At 64.4% G+C, this 21,613-nt stretch carries 20 protein-coding genes and 3 pseudogenes; 10 read left to right on the top strand and 13 right to left on the bottom strand.

What is annotated here, in order from left to right; all coding sequences use genetic code 11:
- The 4 genes from AC1DYD_RS26775 to AC1DYD_RS26760 form a co-directional block, all read left to right on the top strand.
- On the top strand, window positions 1-710 hold a 710-nt coding region (locus AC1DYD_RS26775), incomplete at its 5' end, for an NAD(P)-dependent oxidoreductase (protein WP_478175782.1).
- Between the two features lie 16 nt (window positions 711-726).
- A complete protein-coding gene (locus AC1DYD_RS26770; RefSeq protein ID WP_478175781.1) occupies window positions 727-1,476 on the top strand; it encodes a fumarylacetoacetate hydrolase family protein in 750 nt (249 codons plus the stop codon).
- Window positions 1,473-2,237 carry an SDR family oxidoreductase gene (locus AC1DYD_RS26765; RefSeq protein WP_478175780.1) on the top strand — a complete coding sequence of 255 codons (765 nt, stop codon included), beginning with the start codon at window positions 1,473-1,475 and terminating at the stop codon, window positions 2,235-2,237. The genes AC1DYD_RS26770 and AC1DYD_RS26765 overlap by 4 nt, the downstream gene beginning before the upstream one ends.
- An 83-nt stretch (window positions 2,238-2,320) precedes the next feature.
- On the top strand, window positions 2,321-3,295 hold the full coding sequence (locus AC1DYD_RS26760) for a Bug family tripartite tricarboxylate transporter substrate binding protein (RefSeq protein WP_478175779.1): 975 nt from the start codon (window positions 2,321-2,323) through the stop codon (window positions 3,293-3,295).
- 535 nt (window positions 3,296-3,830) lie between these two features.
- On the opposite strand, the gene AC1DYD_RS26755 is transcribed toward AC1DYD_RS26760, so the two are convergent.
- Both AC1DYD_RS26755 and AC1DYD_RS26750 read right to left on the bottom strand, forming a co-directional pair.
- The gene (locus tag AC1DYD_RS26755) at window positions 3,831-4,244 is read right to left on the bottom strand and encodes a PIN domain-containing protein (protein WP_478175778.1); all 414 of its coding nucleotides are present in this window, start codon (window positions 4,242-4,244) and stop codon (window positions 3,831-3,833) included.
- On the bottom strand, window positions 4,241-4,507 hold the full coding sequence (locus tag AC1DYD_RS26750; protein WP_478175777.1) for an antitoxin: 267 nt from the start codon (window positions 4,505-4,507) through the stop codon (window positions 4,241-4,243). The genes AC1DYD_RS26755 and AC1DYD_RS26750 overlap by 4 nt, the downstream gene beginning before the upstream one ends.
- A 419-nt stretch (window positions 4,508-4,926) precedes the next feature.
- On the opposite strand from AC1DYD_RS26750, the pseudogene AC1DYD_RS26745 reads away from it, so the two are divergent.
- From AC1DYD_RS26745 to AC1DYD_RS26730, 4 genes and pseudogenes are all read left to right on the top strand, one after another.
- Window positions 4,927-5,526 (top strand): annotated as a pseudogene (locus AC1DYD_RS26745) (type IV toxin-antitoxin system AbiEi family antitoxin domain-containing protein).
- Window positions 5,523-6,378: pseudogene (locus tag AC1DYD_RS26740) on the top strand (nucleotidyl transferase AbiEii/AbiGii toxin family protein). The pseudogenes AC1DYD_RS26745 and AC1DYD_RS26740 overlap by 4 nt, the downstream one beginning before the upstream one ends.
- A 75-nt stretch (window positions 6,379-6,453) precedes the next feature.
- On the top strand, window positions 6,454-7,002 hold the full coding sequence (locus AC1DYD_RS26735; protein ID WP_478175776.1) for a hypothetical protein: 549 nt from the start codon (window positions 6,454-6,456) through the stop codon (window positions 7,000-7,002).
- Window positions 6,992-9,457, top strand: coding sequence for a TOTE conflict system archaeo-eukaryotic primase domain-containing protein (locus AC1DYD_RS26730; protein ID WP_478175775.1), 2,466 nt, complete (start codon window positions 6,992-6,994; stop codon window positions 9,455-9,457). The genes AC1DYD_RS26735 and AC1DYD_RS26730 overlap by 11 nt, the downstream gene beginning before the upstream one ends.
- A gap of 220 nt (window positions 9,458-9,677) precedes the next feature.
- Here the strand turns inward: AC1DYD_RS26730 and AC1DYD_RS26725 are convergent, their stop codons facing one another.
- The 3 genes from AC1DYD_RS26725 to AC1DYD_RS26715 all read right to left on the bottom strand — a co-directional run bounded on the left by AC1DYD_RS26725 (window position 9,678) and on the right by AC1DYD_RS26715 (window position 11,777).
- A complete protein-coding gene (locus tag AC1DYD_RS26725; protein WP_478175774.1) occupies window positions 9,678-10,037 on the bottom strand; it encodes a type II toxin-antitoxin system PemK/MazF family toxin in 360 nt (119 codons plus the stop codon).
- Window positions 10,037-10,300 (bottom strand): AbrB/MazE/SpoVT family DNA-binding domain-containing protein, encoded by a 264-nt coding sequence (locus tag AC1DYD_RS26720; RefSeq protein ID WP_478175773.1) that lies wholly within the window; start codon window positions 10,298-10,300, stop codon window positions 10,037-10,039. The genes AC1DYD_RS26725 and AC1DYD_RS26720 overlap by 1 nt, the downstream gene beginning before the upstream one ends.
- Window positions 10,301-10,805: 505 nt before the next feature.
- Complete coding sequence (locus tag AC1DYD_RS26715) at window positions 10,806-11,777, bottom strand: cation diffusion facilitator family transporter (RefSeq protein ID WP_478175772.1); 972 nt, start codon at window positions 11,775-11,777, stop codon at window positions 10,806-10,808.
- 176 nt (window positions 11,778-11,953) lie between these two features.
- On the opposite strand from AC1DYD_RS26715, the gene AC1DYD_RS26710 reads away from it, so the two are divergent.
- Window positions 11,954-12,559: a DNA-3-methyladenine glycosylase gene (locus AC1DYD_RS26710; RefSeq protein WP_478175771.1), complete on the top strand. Its 606-nt coding sequence runs from the start codon at window positions 11,954-11,956 to the stop codon at window positions 12,557-12,559.
- Window positions 12,560-12,816: 257 nt separating this feature from the next.
- Window positions 12,817-15,096, top strand: coding sequence for a Tn3 family transposase (locus AC1DYD_RS26705; RefSeq protein WP_478175770.1), 2,280 nt, complete (start codon window positions 12,817-12,819; stop codon window positions 15,094-15,096).
- 153 nt (window positions 15,097-15,249) lie between these two features.
- Here the strand turns inward: AC1DYD_RS26705 and AC1DYD_RS26700 are convergent.
- From AC1DYD_RS26700 to AC1DYD_RS26665, 8 genes and pseudogenes are all read right to left on the bottom strand, one after another.
- Window positions 15,250-15,432: pseudogene (locus AC1DYD_RS26700) on the bottom strand (transposase); the annotation flags it as partial.
- 156 nt (window positions 15,433-15,588) lie between these two features.
- Complete coding sequence (locus AC1DYD_RS26695; protein ID WP_478175769.1) at window positions 15,589-15,762, bottom strand: DUF1016 N-terminal domain-containing protein; 174 nt, start codon at window positions 15,760-15,762, stop codon at window positions 15,589-15,591.
- Window positions 15,763-15,968: 206 nt separating this feature from the next.
- Window positions 15,969-16,250: an HU family DNA-binding protein gene (locus AC1DYD_RS26690; RefSeq protein ID WP_478175768.1), complete on the bottom strand. Its 282-nt coding sequence runs from the start codon at window positions 16,248-16,250 to the stop codon at window positions 15,969-15,971.
- A gap of 387 nt (window positions 16,251-16,637) precedes the next feature.
- Entirely contained in the window at window positions 16,638-17,378 is a 741-nt protein-coding gene (locus tag AC1DYD_RS26685) for an IS6 family transposase (protein ID WP_478175767.1), read from the bottom strand.
- 228 nt (window positions 17,379-17,606) lie between these two features.
- Window positions 17,607-18,449 carry a citryl-CoA lyase gene (locus tag AC1DYD_RS26680; protein WP_478175766.1) on the bottom strand — a complete coding sequence of 281 codons (843 nt, stop codon included), beginning with the start codon at window positions 18,447-18,449 and terminating at the stop codon, window positions 17,607-17,609.
- A complete protein-coding gene (locus AC1DYD_RS26675) occupies window positions 18,446-19,645 on the bottom strand; it encodes a CaiB/BaiF CoA transferase family protein (protein WP_478175765.1) in 1,200 nt (399 codons plus the stop codon). Before AC1DYD_RS26675 ends, AC1DYD_RS26680 begins: the two co-directional genes overlap by 4 nt.
- Before the next feature lie 10 nt (window positions 19,646-19,655).
- Window positions 19,656-20,618: a Bug family tripartite tricarboxylate transporter substrate binding protein gene (locus AC1DYD_RS26670; protein ID WP_478175764.1), complete on the bottom strand. Its 963-nt coding sequence runs from the start codon at window positions 20,616-20,618 to the stop codon at window positions 19,656-19,658.
- A 30-nt stretch (window positions 20,619-20,648) separates the two neighbouring features.
- The gene (locus AC1DYD_RS26665) at window positions 20,649-21,590 is read right to left on the bottom strand and encodes a Bug family tripartite tricarboxylate transporter substrate binding protein (protein ID WP_478175786.1); all 942 of its coding nucleotides are present in this window, start codon (window positions 21,588-21,590) and stop codon (window positions 20,649-20,651) included.
- Window positions 21,591-21,613: the final 23 nt, after the last annotated feature.

Here is a 21,613-nt window from a genome sequence, read left to right as displayed (position 1 = left end):
ATCTGGCGTACTGCCGGGAACGTGGCCTGCCCGTCACCGCGACACTTGGCGCGCTGACCGAAGACGTGGCCGATCTGGCCATCGGCTTGCTGATCGCCGCATGTCGAAACCTGTGTGCCGGCGACCGCTTCGTGCGCGACGGCCAGTGGGAACGCTTCCCCCAGCCCAGCGCCATCCCGCTGGCCCGCCGGTTCAGCGGCATGCGCCTCGGCATCGTCGGCATGGGGCGGGTGGGCCGCGCGGTCGCGGTCAGGGCAGCGGCCTTCGGTTGCCCGATCCGCTATACCGATCTGCGTGCCATGGACGACGTTGCGCACAGCTTCGTCCCGGACTTGGTGGACCTCGCGCGCGACTCCGACGCGCTGGTGCTGTGTGCGGCCGCGGACTCGGCTGAAGGCATCGTCAACGCGGCCGTGCTCGATGCCCTCGGACCCCGCGGCTTCCTGGTCAATGTTGCGCGCGGCCGTCTGGTCAACGAGGCCGACCTGACAGAGGCGCTGACCGCCGGTCGCATTGCCGGTGCGGGCCTGGACGTGTTCGTCGACGAACCTCACGTTCCCCTGGCGCTGCGCCAATCCGACCGCGTGACCCTTCAGGCCCATCGCGCCAGTGCCACCTGGGAGACCCGCACCGCCATGGGCGAGATGGTGCTTGCCGGCATCGCCCAAGCTTTGGCAGGCGAACGCCCGGCGATGAGCCTGACTACCTGAACYCCAGGGCATGTCCATGAAGGATCTCGTATTTCCCGCGCCGGCACTGACCACGCTGCCYGTGTGGGGTCAGACAGCGCTTTTCCCGGTGGGCCGCGTGTTCTGCATCGGCCGCAACTACCGCTGGGACCAGGACGAGCAGGCCGGCCCCCCGGACCTTCCGGCCTGGTTCATGAAGCCCGCCAGCGCGGTGGTGCAGGCGCGCGGCCTGCTGCCTTATCCCCCGGGTACCGGGGACTTCTGCCATGAGATCGAAATGGTCGTGGCCATCGGTCATGGCGGTCGGGACATCGATCCGGCGCAGGTGGAGCCGCATCACGTCTGGGGCTATGGCGCAGGCCTGGATCTCACGCGGCGCGACCTGCAGCAGCAAGCCAAGCGTGCCGGTTGTCCCTGGGAGGCCGCCAAGGCCTTCGACCACTCGGCCCCCTGCACGCCGCTCGTGCCGGTTGCGCTGTGCGGCCACCCCCGGCARGGGGCTGTGTGKCTGGCGGTCAACGGCATCGAGCGTCAGCGCGCCGATCTGTCCGACCTCTTGTGGCCGGTGCCCGAACTGGTGGCCATGCTGTCGAGGTCGGTGACGCTCGCGCCCGGTGATCTGATCTACACCGGCACACCCGCAGGCGTGGGCRCGYTGCAATCAGGCGATGTCGTCAGCGGGGGAGTGGCGGACATCGGCCGCTTCTCCGTGACCGTGGACGCCGCGCCTGCACCCGTCCGCGTCTGCCACCGCTCCACATCACCCACGTCAGGAGACGCCCCTTGAGCGCAACCACCTCCAAGAAGATCGCCTTGGTCACCGGCGCAGGCAGCGGCATCGGCCGCAGCGCGGCCCTCGGGCTGCTGGCCGACGGCTGGGCCGTCGTGTTGGCCGGCCGCCGTGCCGAGCCCCTGCAGGCACTGGCCGCCGAGGCCGAGGCGCGGGGCCAGACAGTGATGGCCGTGCCCACCGACGTGACMGATCCCGACAGCGTGCAGGCGCTGTTCACCGCGATCGAACGCAGCTTCGGMCGACTGGATCTSYTGTTCAACAAYGCCGGCGTGAACGCCCCGGCGGTGCCGATGGACGARYTGCCGCTGGAGAAATGGTTCAGCGTGCTGAACACCAACGTGACCGGCGTGTTCCTGTGYGCGCGCGCGGCCTTCGGACTCATGCGCCGCCARTCRCCGCAGGGCGGACGCATCATCAACAACGGCTCGGTATCGGCGCACGCGCCGCGCCCCTTTACCGCGCCCTATACCGCCAGCAAGCACGCGGTGTCGGGCCTGACCAAGGCCCTGGCTCTGGACGGCCGTGCATTCAAYATCGTGGCCAGCCAGATCGACATCGGCAATGCGCTGACCGAGCTGTCCGAGCGCATGACGCGCGGGGTCTTGCAGGCCAACGGCACGGTCGCGCCCGAACCCATGATGGACGCGAAGCACGTGGCCGACGCGGTGCGTCACATCGCAGCGCTGCCGCTCGGCGCCAACGTGCTGAACATGACCGTCATGGCCAGCGCCATGCCCTTCGTCGGGCGCGGCTAGAGAACCCGATGCAGAGCCACGGGCATCGACGGGCCCGCCGGCGCTGCATGACGATTCGACCCCTCAGCAAAAGGAGACACCCCATGCAACTCACATCCCCGTTCAAGATCCTTGCCGTCTCGGCGGCCCTGGCCGTGGTGCCGGCCTTGGCATCGGCCCAGGCCTACCCGACCCACGCCATCAAGATCATCGTGCCCGCCCCGCCGGGCGGCGCGATCGACACGATCGCCCGCGTCGTCGGCGACAAGCTCGCGCTGTCGATGGGGCAGCCGGTGGTCATCGACAACAGGCCTGGCGCATCGAACAACCTCGGCACCGATGTGCTCGCCAAATCGGCGCCCGATGGCTACACCATCGGCATCGTGGGTGGCAGCCACAACACCAACAAGTTCCTGTTCAAGAACCTGGGCTGGGATCCGGAGAAAAGCTTCGAGCCCATCGTCTACACCCACGAGGTTCCGCTGGTGTTCGCCATCTACCCGCAGATTCCCGCCAAGACACTGCCCGAGTTCGTGGCCTGGATGAAGGCCAATCCGGACCAGGCCAAGGTCGCCACGTCCGGGCGCGGCAGTGCACAGGAAATGGCGGCCGAGATGTTCCGCATGGCCAGCGGCGTGCAGATGCTGCTGGTTCCCTACAAAGGGTCTTCCGCCGCCCAGCCGGATCTGCTGGCCGGGCGCACCGCGCTCTACATCGACACGATCAGCGCCATCCAGTCGCAGGTGAAGGCYGGCAACGCACGCGCCGTTGCGGTGTCGACCCGGAAGCGGGCAGCGTCCCTGCCGGACGTGCCGACCGCGGAGGAACAAGGGCTCAAGGGCTACGACGCCAATACCAATGGCGGGTTCCTGGCGCCGGCCGGGACGCCCAAGGCGATCGTCACCAAGCTCAATGCCGAGATCAACGCTGCGCTGAAGCTGCCCGATGTGCGAGCCAAGCTGGAGGCCGCCGGCATCGAGATCCAGGGCGGAACGCCGCAGGAGTACGCCGCGGTGATCAAGTCCGACCTCGCCAAGTGGGGCAAGGTCGTCAAGGAGGCGGGAATCCAGCCGGAGTGAGTCGGCGGCGGGGTCGATGTCCCAGGAAGTGGTGAAAGCCATTTCGCGAATGGATTCTGACGAAGGCGATCGGCGCGGGATATCTGTGCTTGTGCGGTATTGGACATTGGATCTGTATCCTTGGGGCGGCAGGTTTGGCCTCACGCGATCTCTCGCTCGGAGATACCTTGGCGCATCTGCGCAAGGACGCTTCGGTACCGGGCTCGATCCTCTTGCGGCTCGCCGATAAATGTCGCCGAGATCATCCAAGGGCGACAGACTTTAATGCAACACAACAATGTATCTTATGTTAAATTAATGAGGCGATTTGGCCAATACGAAATGAGCACGGCCAGCGGATCCGCTCGCGAACTAGCCGGAATTCATGGGCGGACTTTCAACCAACGGGTCCACCATCGGCCGCTGCTGCAGCACCTGCTCCGTCCTGACAATGGTCCGGCCCCGCGGATTCGGCCGCATCATGCGAGCGGTCGCGGCGTCACGGCGTCCTCATGCAATGCTTGTCGCTCCATTTCGATCTCCTGTCGTTGCTGCCTCAGTGACCGGCCGGCCGTAGCCAGTTCTCGATCACAAGACCCGGCACGCGCGCAAAGTGTCGGGTGTTGTCCGTGACTACCACGGCTCCGAGGGCCAAGGCGTGCGCCGCGATCATCTCGTCGAAGTCGCCTATGGGCATGCCGCGCGCTTTCAGATCGGCGCGCAGCTCGCCATGGCGGGTTGCCGCCTTGGCGTCCCAGGGCAGGATGGGCACGATGCGCAGGAACTCGTCCACGATCCGATGCAGCCGCACGGCCTCGGGCCGCTTGGCCACGCCATAGCGGATCTCCGAGCAGGTCACGGCCGAGATACACCACTGGCCGGGCGGCAGCGCCTGCAATTTCGCATCGAACGCGGGGTGGCCGCGCATCGCTTCGCTCGCCGCGTTGGTGTCCAACATGTAGAGGGTCATTCCTTCCAGCCCTCGAAGGGATCACGCTGTTGCTCGCCCTGCTCGCGGTCGGTCAGGAAGTCATGGGGCACCGGGCCCAACTGCTCGCGCAGCTGCATGAACGATCTCCAGTCCACCGGCGAGCGTGCCGACAGGATGACGTCGCCCGTGATTTCATCCCGGCGAATGTAGACCTCGGCGGCGCCCTCGAAGCGGAACTCGGCCGGCAGGCGTACAGCCTGGCTGCCGCCGGTGGCGAAGAGTTTGGCGGTGGATTGCTGCATGGCGGACTCCGGGCGCGTTGTGTGTAGATACAAATGTATCTACATCGCGCCGGCTTGTCAACCCACCGGAATCGGCGCCCCGCCGATCATCCACCCCGGCCTCAAACGCCAGCCTCACGCTTGGAGCGCCAGATTTGGGCAAACAATTATGTTGAATATTGACCGGGCCGAACCCGACTCTTGGCGTTCTGGCAGTCTCACGCACGTCCCGCGACGGCCCTGCATGCACTGCGGCACCACCGCGTTGATGATGGTGCCCGCGACCGAAGTCCTCAGAAGCAACAGGCAAATCCTGCTGCTCAACGAGTGATATTTCCCGGGCTCTGCGGAGCTCGAGTCAGACATTCAGAGCGCAGGCAAGTGTTGCGTTATCTAGTCGTTTATTGATAAATAACTAACCATTACAACGTACTCCCAGAATGACCTCGGGCTCAAATTTCACGCTCGAACAAGCCGTCCTCGCGCTCGCCGAACGACAGCCACTTCTTCGCGCGCGGGATCTGACCGAGCAGAGTCTGCCAACGGTGGTGCTCAGCCGGCTCGTCACCGCGGGCAAGCTCGAGCGCCTCGCCCGCGGCGTCTACAGCCTGCCAGGGCGCGCACTCAGCGAGCACCGGTCTCTGGCTGAAGTGGCGTTGCGCGTGCCGCGTGGCGTGGTGTGCCTCTGTCAGCGCTGCGCGTCCACGGCATCGGCACACAGGCGCCGTTCGAGGTCTGGATGGCGATTCCTCACCACTCGCCAACGCCCTGCCTGGACCAGCCGATGCTTCGCGCCGCATGTCGGGGGCCGCGTTGACCGAAGGTATCGAACAGGTCCTGATCGATGGCGTGAGGGTACCCGTGTTCAACGCAGCCAAGACGGTCGCCGACTGTTTCAAGTATCGCAACAAGATCGGCTGGAAGCCCTTCGCGACGGATGGTCGCAACGCAAGTTGACGATGGATGCGCTATGGCATTACGCCACAGTGGATCGTGTGGCCAATGTGATGCGCCCCTACCTTGAAAGCGTCCCGGCATGAGTCGCAATCTGGCTGCATCCATCCGAGCCCGCTTGAAGCAGCGCGCCGATGCGACGAAGCAGGATTTCAACCTGACGCTCACCCACTATGGGTTGGAGAGGCTCCTGTACCGGCTGTCAACCTCGCCGCATGCCGCGAACTACCTGTTCAAAGGCGCCCTGCTGTTTTCGCTGTGGTACGACCAACCGCATCGGCCGACGCGCGATGCTGACCTTCTCGGATTCGGACCGGACGACGTCGACACCGCAGTTTCGGCCTTTCGCGAGATCTGCCAGATCGCGGCGGAGGATGGCATTGCGTTTGATCCAGCCTCCGTCAAGGCCTCGGTCATCCGCAAGCAAGCGGGCTACGGCGGCGTGCGGATCGACCTGCAGGCGCAGCTGGACGGGGCGCGCATCGCATTGCAGGTGGACATTGGTTTCGGAGATGTGGTGACGCCAGCACCTGAATCGATGAACTAGATGAACTACCCGGTCCTGCTCGAGGACCTCCCCGCTCCGCGGCTGCGCGCCTACCCGAAGTGCACGGGTAGTGGCTGAGAAGTTCCATGCGATATGCCTGCTGGGCATGGCCAACACCCGCATGAAGGACTATTTTGATCTTTGGGTGCTGCTGACCGAAGGCGCATTGGAACCCGCTGAACTACGCCGCGCGGTCGTGGCCACCTTTGCGCGGCGTCAACTCGCAATGCCCAACACTCTGCCGTCGGGCTTGAGCGATGCATTCGCGCAGAATGCGACGAAGCAAACCCAGTGGGCCGCCTTCCTGAAGAAAAATCGGCTGGATGCCATGGACCTGCCCGAGGTCGTCGCGCTGTTGCGCAGCGAGTTCCAGAAGCTCGGGTCCGCATGAAGCACCTAACCCAGCACAAGAAGCCACAATACGCTGCACCATGCTCCTCCTCGCCCCATGAAAACGAGCGCTCACATGGCAACGAAGACAGCGAATCCATCGTGGACCGACGTCAAGGCCAAGCTGGCCGACTTCGACCGTGCCGGCCTGTTCGCCCTGGTGCAAGACCTCTACGCCGCAAGCAAAGATACGCGGGCTTTTCTGCACACTCGGTTGCACCTCGGCGACGACGTGCTCCAGCCCTACAAAGCCACCATCGATCGCTGGCTCTGGCCCGATGTGTTCAAGAACCAGGACACCTCGGTGGCCAAGGCCAAGAAGGCCGTGGCGGACTACAAAAAGGCACTGGGCACCCCCGAAGGGCTGGCCGAGCTGATGGTCTTCTATTGCGAGCGGGCCTCGGGTTTCAGCCGTGATGTCGGCCTGCAGGACGAGGGCTACTTGGAGGCACTGGTGCGGATGTTCGGCCAAGCGCTGAAGGCCTTCGCCAACTTGCCGCAAGCGCAGCACCCGGCACTGTGGGCGCGCCTGGATGCGGTTCGCCACGCCAGCCACGACATCGGCTACGGCGTCGGTGAAGACATGGACAACTTGCTCGCAGAACACGGGCGCGATGATGACTGAGCACGATGGGTTCGCGGCCTTGCAGGCGGAGAACGCCCGGCTGGTGGCGCTGCTGGAATCGCACGGGATTGAATGGCGTGAATGGCGCCCGCCATCATCGCCCGCGCCGGCAGCCTCGGCCCCAGGGCCCGATCCCGAATCCGAGCCATCACGCCTGTCCACCGCCGAGAAGGTGGCGTTGTTTCGGCGGCTGTTCCGTGGTCGCCCGGATGTCTATCCGGTCCGCTGGGAAGGCAAGACCTCAGGCAAATCGGGCTACGCACCGGCCTGCGGCAACGAGTGGCGGGACGGCGTCTGCGAGAAGCCGCGGATCAAGTGCGGCGACTGTGCCCACCGCCTGCTGATCCCCCTGTCCGATGCGGTGATCCATGACCATCTGGCCGGCCAGCACACGGTAGGGGTCTACCCGCTGCTGGAGGACGACACCTGCCACTTCCTGGCGGTCGATTTCGACGAGGCCGAGTGGCAGGAGGATGCCCGAGCGTTCATGCAGTCCTGCAACGAGCTGGGCGTGCCAGCGGCGCTGGAGATTTCACGCTCTGGCCGGGGCGCGCATGCCTGGATCTTCTTTGCGGGGCGGGTCTCTGCACGGGACGCCCGGCGCCTGGGGACGGCCGTCATCAGCCATACCTGCGCACGAACCCGGCAGCTCAAACTGGCGTCCTACGACCGCCTGTTTCCCAACCAGGACACGATGCCCAAAGGCGGTTTCGGCAACCTGATTGCCCTTCCGCTACAGAAGCACCCACGCGAGAACGGCTGCAGCGTCTTCGTCGATGCCGATCTGCACCCGCACCGCAACCAGTGGGCATTCCTCGCGTCCATCCAGCCCATGGAACCGCACGACATCGAGCCGACCATCCTGCGTGCCACCGGCGGCATTCACCCCCTTGACGTGACCTTCATCGACGATGAGGACTGGGCCACGCCGTGGAAGCGCGAGGCCACCACGTCAATGAAGCTGGCGGGCGCGATGCCTGAGGCCTTGAGCGTGACGCTGGCCAACATGGTCTATTTCGAGAAGAGCGAGCTGCCCCAAGCGCTGGCCAATCGCCTGATCCGGCTGGCAGCCTTCCAGAACCCCGAGTTCTACAAGGCCCAGGCCATGCGGATGTCGGTGTGGGACAAGCCGCGCGTGATCGGCAATGCCGAGAACTACCCGCAGCACATCGCGTTGCCGCGCGGCTGCCTCGACGCCGCCCAAGCATTGCTGAAGGACAACGGCATCCGCTGCGACCTGCGGGACGAGCGGTATCGAGGGGAGGCCATCGATGTCAGCTTCGTCGGCACCTTGCGGCATGACCAGGAGGTGGCTGTGTCGGCCATGCTGCGTCATGATGCGGGCGTGCTGTGCGCGCCGACCGCATTCGGCAAGACGGTCACGGCGGCCGCCATCATCGCCAAGCGCGGCGTGAACACCTTGGTGCTGGTGCATCGAACCGAGCTGCTCAAGCAATGGCAGGAGCGGCTGCAAGCCTTTCTCGGCGCAGGCAAGGGCATGGTCGGCACCATTGGAGGCGGCAAAGCCAAACCCACTGGCAAGATCGACATCGCCGTGATGCAGTCCCTGTCCCGTCAGGGTGAGGTCAATGCGCTGGTTGAGACCTACGGACAGGTCATCGTCGATGAATGCCACCATGTTGGCGCCACGTCGTTCGATGCCATCCTCAAACGGACCAAGGCGAAGTTCGTGCTCGGCCTGACCGCCACGCCGATTCGCCGTGATGGCCAGCAGCCGATCATCTTCATGCAATGCGGGCCCATCCGGCACACGGCGGCCAGACCGGCCAGCGCACCGCACGACCTGGAGGTGCTACCGAGATCACGGTCTTCCCGCATCGACCTGCCGACCTCAGCGGGCATTCAGGACGTGTTCCGGCACCTTGCTAATGACTTGGCCCGGACGCAAGCCATCGCCGCCGAGGTCACGATGGCCTTCGAGCAAGGCCGCAAGGTTCTGGTGCTGACCGAGCGCACCGAGCACCTCGAGGCCATCCTCTCGGCACTGGCAGCGCAGCGGCCACCGCCCTTCGTACTGCACGGTCGGATGTCAAAGAAGCAGCGGGCCGCCCTCATTGCAGCGCTTGGCGCGCTGGCGCCGCAGGCACCGCGCATCCTACTGGCCACCGGAAAACTCGTTGGAGAAGGTTTCGATCATCCGCCGCTGGATACCTTGGTGCTGGCGATGCCGGTTTCTTGGAAGGGCACGCTGCAGCAGTACGCAGGCCGCTTGCACCGGGAACACGCCGGCAAGACCGATGTCCGGATCATCGACTTCGTCGATACCGGCCACCCGACATTGCTGCGGATGTGGGACAAGCGTCAGCGAGGCTATCGCGCGATGGGGTACCGAATGGCCATCGAGGCGAGCAGTGGTTATGACGAATCGCCAGGCGACCTTGGAAACCTCGTGCCCGCAGCTGAGCATCCGATGCAGAAGGAACTCATCACATGAGCCGGATCGACAATTGTGTCAAACACCCCGACGTGGGCGATGGCGGGTTCATCCATGTGCCACCAGTCACCCGGAACGCTCGCGTTCCAGGCGCACGAACCCATCGCTCAACGAACGACGGCGCGTTCGTCAACACGAACAGGGCTCTGTGCTGGAGGATCTACAGGGCTTGTCTAAATTTGTGCAAGAAGATTTCTGTCAATCGACGTCGGAATGGAACTCAGATCTCAATGATCTGATTGAGCGCTTCGCACGCCGCTTCGAGCACGGATGGCGGCACCTGCTTCCACGGATGGGCCTTTGCCCGCCGGACTCGCCAGTCAAACGACTTGGGCTGATGCGCAAGAACGTAGCTCTCTATGTCCTTCGGCCCGACAAACCGGATAGCGAACGGGTTGGAGGCGTTGTACGTCGCTGTTGTCATGGGCAAACCGATAACGATGCTCGTACGGTCGTTGAATGCCTTCGGGGACAGCACCAGCATTGGATGCATGTCCTTCATCTCTCGACCTACCTGTGGATTGAAGTCGATCCAGATGATGTCTCGTCGCTCAGGAACCCAAGGCGCGCGCGTCGCCATCAGAACGACTCTGCCCCTAACCGGCCCGCAGCCATGGCCTCACCGCTGTGCTTGGACGGCTCGAATGCTTTGAGCTTTTGCGCCAACGAGAGCTTGGGTTCACCCTGCACACGCAGGAAAATGCCGCCTTCGACAACCTCAACAATGACCGGCATTCCTCGCACCAGGTGCGCCGCGCGCGCAACCGGCGCGGTCAGTCGCACGGCCAAGCCGTTGCCCCACTCTTGGACTGTCTGCTCAGCTTTGATCGATATCGCACCCACGACGCATCTCCTTGAACGAGGCCCTACTTTAGCCGGCAGCGGCTCTCGTGTCAACACGTAGAAACATCGACGACAAAGAGTAATTATGTTAAATGTTATTTCAATGGCTGCTCGAGCGTGGCGGCGTTGACGCCATCTCCGCGCCTGCACAAGTAGGCGGCCCTGCTTCGCCGCGCCTGCAATAGACAGCAATCGCGCGAAGTTCATCACACCTCAACTGGAAAGCTCCTGCCARAATTGCTCTCATGCCTCCTCCGGACACAGTCTCCGCTTCGCTGAATCGAGACACCTCACGCCCGACGCAAGACACAGCCACATCTGGCCGCMGGATCATCGGATCAGCAAACCGAACCCGCCAATCGCTTCGGCGCGGCGGCCAGCATCATCGATCGCCTCGACACCCGACCACAGCACATGCGGCTGCGTCGGCCTTGRTGGAGGCTCTGGTAGCCGCGACGCTTGCGTCACGCTCGCAGTCGWCGATCTCAAGCCAATACCGCCGCGCCTAATTGTTGATTTCCTCTTCCTCGGGGGCGGCCAGAGTCAAAGTGGCGATGCCGACGTTCCTGTGGGTCATGATCTGCTGCTCCAGCCGGCGCAGGATTCGGGCGAGTTCGGCTTGGGAATGCTCGCCGGCGATCTCGATGCGCGCAACGAGAAGGATGCGATCCGGGCCGATGAACTCGGTGTACAGGAGGGTGACTCTCTTGACGTCGGGCGACTGCTTCAGCAGCCCGATCGCAATCGYCCGYCGATCGACGGGCAGCGGCATCCCGGCSAGGTAGCGACGGTTCAAATTGACCAGAAACAGCCCTGCGATCCCCATCAGCAAGCCCACGACGATCGAGCCTGCTGCGTCGTACGCCACATTGCCGGTGACGTCGTGCAGCAGCATGCCCAGCCCCGCAACGGCAAGACCAACCAGCGCCAAGAAGTCCTGAGTCACTACCGTCCGCAGTTGCGAATCGGAGGTCTCGAGCACGTGCTTGACCGCACTCCGCTGAAGCGCAGCCGCACGTCGGCGCAGGAATCGAAGCGCCTGGAAGGTCGAGACGCTTTGCAACGCGAACGATCCGATGATGACGGCGTACCCAAACCGGTAGTCCGTCGGCGCGTCGGGCATGCTGAGCTGATGGATGCCGCGCCATATCCCGACTTGCGCGCCCAAGGCGAGCATGGCGATCGAGCCGAACATCGACCAGACATACGACTCCCGGCCATAGCCGAGCCGATGCTGCCCGTCGGCGGGACGCCGGGCGGCGAGATATGCGGCRACGAGGAAGCTGTCCGTGAGGCCATCGACCCATGAGTGCACGGCCTCGGCGGTCATTGACGCGGAGCCGGTCAGAACCGCRGCCAGCGTCTTCACGAGGGCGATCGAAGTTCCTGCCGCGAAGGCCAGCATGACCGCCGACTTGCCGCCGGGCTTGTCRGCGTCGACGCCGAGGTGGCGATGAAAGCGGTGAAACGCTCTCATGACAGAGCGCCTTGTCGCCGTYGGCGAGCCTTGAGGGAGGTCATCTTGAGCTGATGATGCCACCTGCCAGGCCATGCGCCACCGGGGACTGTGGGCCGCCTGCGACAACGAGTCTCGCTTCGGAAGGCCCTTCGTCCGACCCCGATTTTCTCCCGCGCGGATAACATGCGGCGCAGATGTCTTCCGCCGCCYTGCTCCCGGCTGCCGCGTCGATCGGCTTCGAAGGCCTGTCGCACGAAGTCGCGCGCCGGCTGATCGGCGTCACCCTGCTGGTCGATGGCGTGGGCGGACGCATCGTCGAGACCGAAGCCTACGACAGCACCGAGCCGGCGGCTCACAGCTTCGGCGGCCCGCGGCCGCGCAATGCCGCGCTGTTCGGACCACCAGGGCACGCCTACGTCTACCGTTCCTACGGCATCCACTGGTGTCTCAACTTCGTCTGCCGCGAGTCAGGGCACGGCGCCGGGGTGCTGATCCGCGCGTTGGAGCCGACCCACGGCGTTGCGCGCATGCGAAAGCGGCGCGGTCTCGAGGACCTGCGGCTGCTGTGCGCTGGCCCTGGCCGGGTCGGCCAGGCGCTCGGTGTCGACGGCAGCCTCAACGGCATGGCGCTGGACGCGCCGCCCTTCGCGCTGCTCGCGCGACCCGACGAGCACCCGCCGCTGAAGGTCGAGGTCGGGCCGCGGATCGGCATCTCGAAGGCGATCGAGCTGCCCTGGCGCTTCGGTGAGAAAGGCTCACGCTACCTGAGCAAGCCGTTCCGACGGTCGACGACCTCTTGAGTGTCGCGGCCCGGCTGTATCGCACCCTCTGGAAGATGACGATCGAGGAACGCAAGAAGCAGTTCCCGGACGGCGAGCGAGACCTCATGAGCAAGGAGGTCAGGATGGAATCCGCGCCATGGTCGCGGCCGCTCTCGTTGAACTCGAGGCGGCCACCGGAGAGATCATCTTGACCACCGTGCCTGCCGCGACCCGCAAAGCGCTGGACATCGGCGCTCAATACACCGCGTCCGGACGGCGAGCACTGCCAGAGCTGGTTGTGGAGTGCGCCAGCCAGGCATTCCACGCGCCAGATCAGCGAGGTCCTGGAGCGCATCGCGTTCCTGACCGATCTCGGCATCGATCGACATCTGGGTGATCTCAACGACGTGCTGGTGCGCCGTTACGCCCGGCGCATGGCCGGGCGGCCCCCGTCGGTCAGCGCCAGGATCAAGGAGCCGGCACGCACCCTCGAGGTGAGCTGCTTCCTGCGTTACTGCCTGCTCACAGCCACCGATCAGATCATCTTCATGTTCCAACGCCGAGTGGCCGACCTGTGGCGCCACTGCGCAGACGGTGTTGCCGACTCCATGGATTGGGCAAAGCAATACCAGGACCTTCTGCAGCAGCTCTCCGAGCTCGCGTCCCATGACACTGTTCCCGATGCCGAACTTCGTTCGCGCCTGCGCGAGATCGTCGCGGCCAAGCGCGCCCAGCGTCCGCCGAGTCGAGCGTCGGTCATCCGGCAACGTCTGATCGATGCCATCGCGCCTGTGCGCTCGCTGCTGGTGGGCGTGAGCCGCCTGCCTTGGCAGGCCACCGGGGAGCACCCCGCGCTCGATGCGCTGAACAAGCTGCGAACCGGGAACGCCGCCGGCGCCAAGCGCCTTCCAGCCGGGGTCATGGCGCCACGCCTTGGCGCAGCCTGGCGCGAATCCATCGCTGACCCCGATCGCGAGCGTGCCTTCAGGGCACTGGAGGTCGCCACCCTCCTCGCTCTGCGCCGGGCGGTGCGCAACGGCTCGGTCTGGATAGAACATTCGCTGAGCTTTCGCGGCCGGGAGCGACTGTTCCTGCCCGAGGAGCGTTGGCAGGCCGAAGCTCGGCGTCACTACGCCAGGCTGCAGCTGCCAGCCAAGGCCAGCGAGTTCCTGGTACCGCTACTCGCACGCGTGCTCATCGGCGTCGACGCGGTGGCGGCCGCCGCGCGTTCTGGCGATCTGCGTGTCGACGACGAGTTGCATCTGGCATCGTTGGCCGCGGATGAAGAGGATCCCAAAGTCACAAGGCTGCGGAGCCAGCTCGATCAGCGCATTGGCGAGGTGCAACTGCCCGAGGTCATCCTGGCCGTGGATGCCCAGGTGCGGTTCAGCTGGATCATGCTCGGACGTGAGCCGAGGACGGGCCAGGAACTGCTGATGGCCTATGCCGGCATCCTGGCGCACGGCACCAGCCTCACGGCGGCCGAGTGCGCGCGCATGATCCCGCAGTTGTCCGCCACCAGCATCCGTCAGGCCATGCGCTGGGCCGGCGATGAGCGTCGACTGGCCCAGGCTTGCCAAGCGGCGCTGGATTTCATGCAGCGCCACCCGATCGCGTCGACCTGGGGCCGAACCGATCTGGCCTCCTCGGACATGATGAGCCTGGAGACGAGTCGGCGCGTGTGGCAAGCACGCCAGGACCCGCGGCGCCAGACGGCTTCCATCGGCGTATACAGCCACGTCCAGGACCGTTGGGGAATCTTCCACGCGCAGCCGATCGTGCTCAATGAGCGCCAGGCGGGCGCCGCCATCGAAGGTGTCATTCGACAGGAACGGATCGAGACGTCCCAACTCGCTGTGGACACGCACGGCTTCACCGACTTCGCGATGGCCCTGTCCCGACTACTGGGCTTCGACTTGTGTCCAAGGCTCAAGGAACTCAAGCAGCGGCACCTCTTCGTGCCACGGGGCATGAAGATCCCCCGGGAGATCGCTGCTGTCTGCCAGGCCAGCGTGGACACCACGCTCATTGAAGCCCATTGGGACAGCCTGGTGCACCTGGCCGCCTCGGTGATGTTGGGCCATGCCAGCGCGGTGACCGCGCTGGCCAGGTTCGGCTCGGCAGCCCGGGGAGACCCGATCTATGACGCCGGTGTACAACTGGGCAAGCTGCTGAGGACGGCGTTCCTGGCCGACTACTTCGTCAACGTCGGTTTCCGGCGCGAGTTGCGACGGGTTCTCAACCGTGGCGAATCGGTAAACGCGCTCAAGCGCGCGATCTATACCGGCCGCGTCGCGCCGACCCAGGCCCGGCGTGCCGACGAGATGCAGGCCGTGGCCGACGCGCTGAGCCTGTTGGCCAACATCGTGATGGCGTGGAACACGGCGCAGATGCAGGCGGTGTTGGACCGGTGGGCCAACCGACGCCAGATCGTGCCGCCGGAGTTGACGGGGCGCATCGCGCCGACCCGTCTCGAGGGCATCAACCTGCGGGGCGTCTTCCGCTTCCCTGTCGAACGCTATGCGGCGCAGCTCCTGCCGTCACAAACTGCAGGCAAAACAAGGGCCAGTGGCTGAAATCGACCCAACATTGACGCGCCTCACAGAGCCGCGCGAGGGGTAACAGAAACTCGTGCAGCGACAAGGACTTGCGAGCGCTACCAGCGCGAAACCCGCGCCGATGCTCATCGGTTGATGCGTCACTTTTTGCACTGAAATCAAATGGACCCCGCGGTAGCCATTGCGGCTGTTGAGGCGCTCAACGGGATTCTTCTCGTCGTAGGCAGCGCCGCAGCGGCCTTCGACATCGAGTTCCATCAGACGCTGGGCCATGAACTGCACCATCTGGCGCAGGACATCGACATCGGCTCCCTTCTCGGCGAGCTCGGCTAATGCCATAGTGGCGGTGGTCATTGTGATTTCCTTTGTGGACAGGTTTGGTGGGTCGCACCCCAAACTTATCCGGACTTCACGATGGCCACCCCCGAAGGGAGCGGTCGCTGCGCGGCAAGCCGCTTCGGGCTACACCGCGCAGCGAGTGAAAGAAGACTTACACCACTTCCTGGGACATCAACGGTCTGCTGACCAAGCCGTGTAGAAGAGCCGCATCCGCCACAGGTTATGCCGACTGAATCCACGGTCAAATCGAGCTGACAGGTCGGCGGACAGGCGATCGATCAGGGCTTCGCCAGAGGCGGCGCGCTCGTGTCCACCTTGCTCAAATTCGCTCGATGCGTCGGCCAACGTCCCAGTAGGTGGTCCGGGGTCGCGCCGGGAAGTCTGTTCGAAATGGTGTCTCAGGCGAAGGTCAAGTTCCGAAGTTAGACCGGCCGTTCGCGAAGAAAAGTGTCAATGTCGGGTTTCGTCAGCCGCCGACGCTCGACAAGCCGAAGCCGTATGACCGGGATCAGTCTGAACTTGAAGTCCGGGTCAAGGACACCGAGCGCGCGTCACCCCACTGCATTCACCGCGTCCTTCAGGGACTTACCAGCAGTGAACTTCACTGCCTTGCTCGCCTTGATGGTCATCGGTTCGCCGGTCGACGGATTGCGACCCGAACGTTCGGCGCGGTTCGAAACGGTGAAGTTGCCAAAGCCGACAAGCTGCACGGACTCGCCTTTGGCCAGGGCGCCGGCCAGATGCTCGAGCGCGGAATCGAAAGCCCGGGCAGCGTCGGCCTTGGTGAGGTTCGTATCCGCGGCAATGGCGGCGATGAGTTCAGTCTTGTTCAAAATGGAGGCTCCCTTTCAGTAGTACGGTGGTGTCGAGGTCAGGTGTGCAGCGGCTTTGGCGTTCGCTTGCGCGAACATCAAAGCGAGCACGTTCGGGGCGCCGAGTGCTTCGTCCGCAGCGTCCATTGTTGCCGAAGCGCGGTTGCCGTTTCGCTGCACCGACGCCCGGCGGTGGCTTCGACCGACGGCAGCCGGTGCGGAGCAGCCCTATGGTTTTGTCGCGTTAAGCCGGTCGAGGCGGATGAAGTCCGGCAGTTTCGGGTCAACGGACGGCCAGACTGTAGAAGTAGTCGGCATCTGAAAATGCCAAGCCACCGGGGCAGCGCAGCTGCCGGCATTGTCATGTTGGCGGTCAGTGGACACGACAGCGGCAGGTGAGGCCGCCATTCAGAAGACGGTGGACGGATTTCGGGCAAGGCCCGTGATAAGGCGCCAGGCATCGAAGCGCGCAGCCAGCTGCTTGCGATAAAGCGAAGGGCGCAGCAGATGACGCTTGAGCGCGAAGTGCTGGCGGATGGGGCCAAAGGTTGAGAGAAAAGCCTGGGCGCGCTCAGGCCGGCGAAATCCTCGCATGCGCCGCTCGCGCTCACGGGTGGGCTGATGGCTGTTCTCGGCGCGGTTGTTCACGCGGGCACAGGACTTCACGAACACGTGCCGCACGTTCGCCAGCTCCGGGATCTCGGCTTTCGCAGCCGGATAGCTGCGCAGTCGGTCGGTGACGATCTTGCGGGGAACCTCCGGGCAAGCCGCGAGCACGCGCTTGAAGAAGCGTTTCGCGGCCGTCTTGTCGCGGCGCTTCTGCAGAAGGATGTCGAGCTCGGCACCATGCTGATCGACAGCGCGCCACAGCAGATAGGGCTCACCGCGCAGCGTCACGAGCATTTCGTCCAGATGCCAGGTCGAGCCTGGCTTGCGACGCGCGGCCGTGGCGCGATGTGCGAAGCTCGCGCCGAACTTGTCGCACCAGCGCCGGATCGTCTCGTAGCTGACGACCACACCGCGCTCGAACAGAAGCTCCTCGATGTCTCGCAAGCTCAGTTGAAATCGAAAATACCAGCGCACCGCTTGGCTGATTACCACTGCGGGAAACCGGTGCCCGTGGTAGAGCGATCTCGTCGTCGTTTGCATTCGGCAATGCTTACGACATCGCCAACGTGACAATGCCCCGTAATCAGTTCGGCTGACATTTTGTTGGTCCAGTTTGCAGATAGGGCATTCGCCTGCTTCTTCTTGTGTCATCGAGGTTCGCTTCGTAGTTGTGAGTTGTAGGCGCCATACCAGGCGCTTCGGGCCCAAAGCAGTCATCGACTCAGGCGGAAGGCGGTCATTGCGCAGCGAGCCGAATCTCGAACTTGACTAGCGCTGGTCGGGCACCTCTCGGACGTGTTGACCTTCGTACGTGGGGATGTACTGCCGCGGGATTGGTCCTTTGATGCGGCCGCCTTGCTGGGTCTGCTCCCATGCGTGAGCAAGCACGCCGACAGACCTTGAAAGACAAAACAGTCCCCGGGCCAAGGGTGCGGGAAAGCCGAGCTCGGCGTAGATGACCGCCGTCGCCCCATCGATGTTCATTGGGATGGGCTTGCCCTTGCTCGCACTCAGCTTCGCCTCGACGGCCCGGCCGATGTGCGCGTATCGTCCGCTCACCTCTCCACGGCCAGCCGCCTCGTCAACGAGTTCCAGCAGCGGCGCGCTTCGCGGGTCGACAGGGTGGAAGCGATGGCCGAACCCTGAGATGACCTTGCCGTGCATTTCAACAAACGCCCGAAGCCCTGCGTCGACAGCGTCGTCCTCGGGCAGGCCGGCGTCGATGCGCGCAGCGATGTCCTGATAGAGTTTGACCGTCTGCTCGCCAGCGCCGCCATGGACATCGCCAAGGACGTTGACCGCAGATGCCATTGCGCTGTTCAACCCCACGCCGCAGGTCGCAGCCATGCGCGCAATCGCGATGCTCGGCGCCTGTGGGCCGTGGTCGACCGCGGACATCAGCGCGGCCTCCAGCAGTAGGCCTTGGGTGCGGGTCGGTAGCTCGCCCCTCGTCATCAGCCAAATCATCTGGGCCAAGCTCACCTTCTGGCGAATCAAGTCTTCGATGGGGTACCCGCGGTAGCGGATGACCCCGGGAGACATGTCGATGATGCTCGTGCGCCACCAGTCTTCCGTGGTCTTTCGAGCGTCCGAGGACGTGGCATCGGTCATATCGCTTTCTCCGTTCTGAGAGCTTCGATTTCCGAAGCCGAGTGGCCAAGGCTCGCCAGGATTTCCTCGGAATGCTGACCCAGCGTCGGCGGAGGCGAGTCGACTCGCGGCGCCTCCCCGTTGACCTTGAAACCAGTGCGGAGGAGGCGGATGTCGCGACCGACACCCGGCGCGTCCAGGAAGGTTCCCACCATGCCGCGCTCGGCAACCTGGGGATGCTCCAGGGCCTGCGGCACGCTGTAGACCGGCCCTGCCGGCACGCCGGCCTGATTGAAGAGCTTCCACCACTCGTCCGTGGAGCGAGAAGCCATGGCCTCCTCGAGGATGGCCTTCAGCTCGAAGCGATGCTGGAGCCGACTCTGTCGTTCGTTGAAGCGGCCATCTTGAATGAGCTCCGGCCGGCCGACCACATGGCAGACGGCTTCGAACTGTTCTTTCTTGTTCGCTGCAATGTTCAGAAGTCCATCGCCCGTTCGAAACGTTCCCGACGGACTCGCAGTCACGTTCTCATTGCCCATCGGCTTGGGTTCTCGTCCAGCGACCAGGTGATTCGAGACCGCCCAGCCCATCGTCGACATCACGGCCTCCAACATGGAGACGTCGATGAACGTGCCACCCTCGCGGCTTCTGTCCGCCAGCGCTGCAGCAACGGCGAACGCGGCTGTGATGCCTCCAATGGTGTCCGCCATGGGATAGCCGACGCGATACGGTGCGTTCTCCGGCGCGCCCGTGATGCTCATGACACCGGACATGCCCTGGATGATTTGGTCGTATGCCGGCAGGTCCCGAAGAGGCCCCTCTTGTCCGAAGCCCGAGATGGCGCAGTAGATGAGCTTTGGGTTTTCCTTCAGCAGCTCTTCGTAGCCGAGGCCCAGGCGCTTCATGACCCCCGGCCTGAAGTTCTCCACGAGCACGTCGGCGGTGCGCACGAGCTTGCGAAAGACATCCTTCCCCAACGGATGCTTGAAGTCGATGGTGATGGAACGCTTGCCGGGGTTCTGCGCCAAGAAGGACACGCCCATGTAGCGCTTGTTCAGTTCGGCGTCGGCGCCGAGCTGGCGTGCCAGGTCTCCGCCATCGCGAGTCTCGACCTTGACGACGTCGGCGCCCATGTGAGCGAGCTGGTGACAGGCGAAGGGACCGGCGAGCACGTTGGTCAGGTCCAGGACGCGGATGCCGCGAAGGGCGTTGGTCATTTCAGCCTCCTCATTCGGCCTTGATGCCGGCCTGCTTGATGACAGTAGTCCAGCGCTGGATTTCGCTGTTCCCCAGTTGCGTGGCCTGTGCTGGCGTGTTGGCGACGACGGTCATGCCCATCTCGGCGAACTTCTTCTTGGCCTCGGGTTGAGCAAGTGCAGCGTTGAACGCCTTGTTGAGCTTGTCGATGGTCGCCTGGGGCGTACCTGCCGGCGCACCGATGCCAATCCAGTAGTCGATGTCCATCTTGGGGATACCGGCTTCCTTGGCGCTGGGTACATCGGGGAGCATTGCGTTGCGCTCGGCGCCCGTCACCATCAGGGCACGCAGCTTGCCGCTCTTGATGTGCGGCAGCGCGGTGGGGACGGAAGTGAAGAGCGCCTGCACCTGGTTGCCCATCAAGTCCGTCAGCACAGCGCCGGCGCCCTTGTACGGAACGTGCACGATGTCCACGCCCGTGGTGCTCTTGAACAGCTCGCCTGCAAGGTGGGTGTTCGTGCCATTGCCGCCTGACCCGTAGTTGAGCTTGCCCGGCTGCGCCTTGGCCAGTGCGATGAACTCTTGAACGTTCTTCGCCGGCACGGCGGGGTTCACGACCAGCACGTGAGGAACCTTGACCGCCGTCGTGACTTGCGTGAATGCCTTCTGTGGGTCGAACGGGAGCGTTGGAATCAGCCCAGCAGCGATGGCATACGACAGCTCGACCGTCATCAGAGTGGTTCCGTCTGGTGCGGAGCGTGCGGCCGCACCCCAGCCAACTACACCACCGCCACCGGTGCGGTTGTCCACCACCATGGGCGCATCGACGCCGGGTGCGGTGAACTGAGCGAGTGCGCGCGTTGCCAGGTCGGCGCTTCCGCCGGGTGCGTAGGGAACGATGATGGTGATGGGTTTCTGAGCAAGCGCCGATGCACTGAGCAGGCCGGCCGCACCGGCAAGAACCAAGGCGCGACGGATAGAGCTGAATTTCATGATGGTCTCCTGAATTGGTTGAAGGAAATCTCAGTCGAGCTTCGCGCCCGACTCCTTGACCGCGACGCCCCAACGGGTGTTCTCCGTCTTCAAGAACGCACCGAGTTCTGCGGGCGTGCCGCCGCGCGCGACGCTGCCCTCATCCTTCAGGCGGGCAACGACCTCGGGTCGCGCGAGTGCGGTGTTTATGACCTGATTCATCTTGGCAATCGCCTCCGACGGCGTGCCGGCCGGGGCGACGAGCGCCTTCCAGTCTTCCGCGACGAAACCCGGATAGCCGGATTCAGCGACGGTCGGGACGTTCGGCAGGACGTCGATGCGCTTGAGCGACGTGACAGCGAGCGCGCGCAGCATGCCGCCTTTGACCATCGAGATGATGCTGGGCGGGGTCGCGAAGTAGATGTCGGTCTGCCCACCAAGCAAGTCATTCGTCGCCGGGCCGGCGCCCTTGTACGGCACGTGCATGACCTTGATGCCTGCCCGTTTGGCGAACATCTCGCCGCCGACATGGCCTACGGTGCCGGTGCCCGCGGACGCCATCGTCAGTTGCTTGGCCTGACCCTGCGTCTTGAGGTCTGCGAGGGATTTGATGGGCGAGTCTGCGCGCACCACCAGAACGAGGGGTTGCGAGGCCAGCAGTACCACGGGCTCGAAGTCCTTCAGCGCGTCGAAGGGCATCTTGGTATAGAGCGTCGGGTTGATGGCCAGGTTGGCCGTCTGCCCCGTGCCGAAGGCGTAGCCATCCTTTTTGGCCTTGGCGACGGCGTCCATGCCGATGTTGCCGCCGGCGCCGGGCTTGTTGTCGACGATGAAGGTCCACTTGTCTTTCAAGGTCACCTCGTTCGCGACCAGGCGCGTCAGCACGTCGGTGCCACCGGCGGGCGGGAACGGCACAACGAGCTTGATGGGCTGTGACGGATAAGCGGCTTGGGCGCTGGCGGCCGCCCCGCAAAGCGCGAGTGCGGCGAACATGACGAGGCGGAAGGCGTGCTTCT

The sequence above is a fragment of the Variovorax sp. P4_B11 genome, from assembly GCF_056402355.1.
Note: the sequence above shows the minus strand (reverse complement) of the source record. Positions and strands in the feature narration are given on the sequence as shown.

Coding starts and splice junctions, on each gene's coding strand:
- AC1DYD_RS26755 (WP_478175778.1), bottom strand. CDS start 4,244: ATGACCCTCTACATGTTGGACACCAACGCGGCGAGCGAAGCGATGCGC.
- AC1DYD_RS26750 (WP_478175777.1), bottom strand. CDS start 4,507: ATGCAGCAATCCACCGCCAAACTCTTCGCCACCGGCGGCAGCCAGGCT.
- AC1DYD_RS26735 (WP_478175776.1), top strand. CDS start 6,454: ATGGCAACGAAGACAGCGAATCCATCGTGGACCGACGTCAAGGCCAAG.
- AC1DYD_RS26730 (WP_478175775.1), top strand. CDS start 6,992: ATGATGACTGAGCACGATGGGTTCGCGGCCTTGCAGGCGGAGAACGCC.
- AC1DYD_RS26725 (WP_478175774.1), bottom strand. CDS start 10,037: ATGGCGACGCGCGCGCCTTGGGTTCCTGAGCGACGAGACATCATCTGG.
- AC1DYD_RS26685 (WP_478175767.1), bottom strand. CDS start 17,378: ATGCAAACGACGACGAGATCGCTCTACCACGGGCACCGGTTTCCCGCA.
- AC1DYD_RS26680 (WP_478175766.1), bottom strand. CDS start 18,449: ATGACCGATGCCACGTCCTCGGACGCTCGAAAGACCACGGAAGACTGG.
- AC1DYD_RS26675 (WP_478175765.1), bottom strand. CDS start 19,645: ATGACCAACGCCCTTCGCGGCATCCGCGTCCTGGACCTGACCAACGTG.
- AC1DYD_RS26670 (WP_478175764.1), bottom strand. CDS start 20,618: ATGAAATTCAGCTCTATCCGTCGCGCCTTGGTTCTTGCCGGTGCGGCC.
- AC1DYD_RS26665 (WP_478175786.1), bottom strand. CDS start 21,590: ATGTTCGCCGCACTCGCGCTTTGCGGGGCGGCCGCCAGCGCCCAAGCC.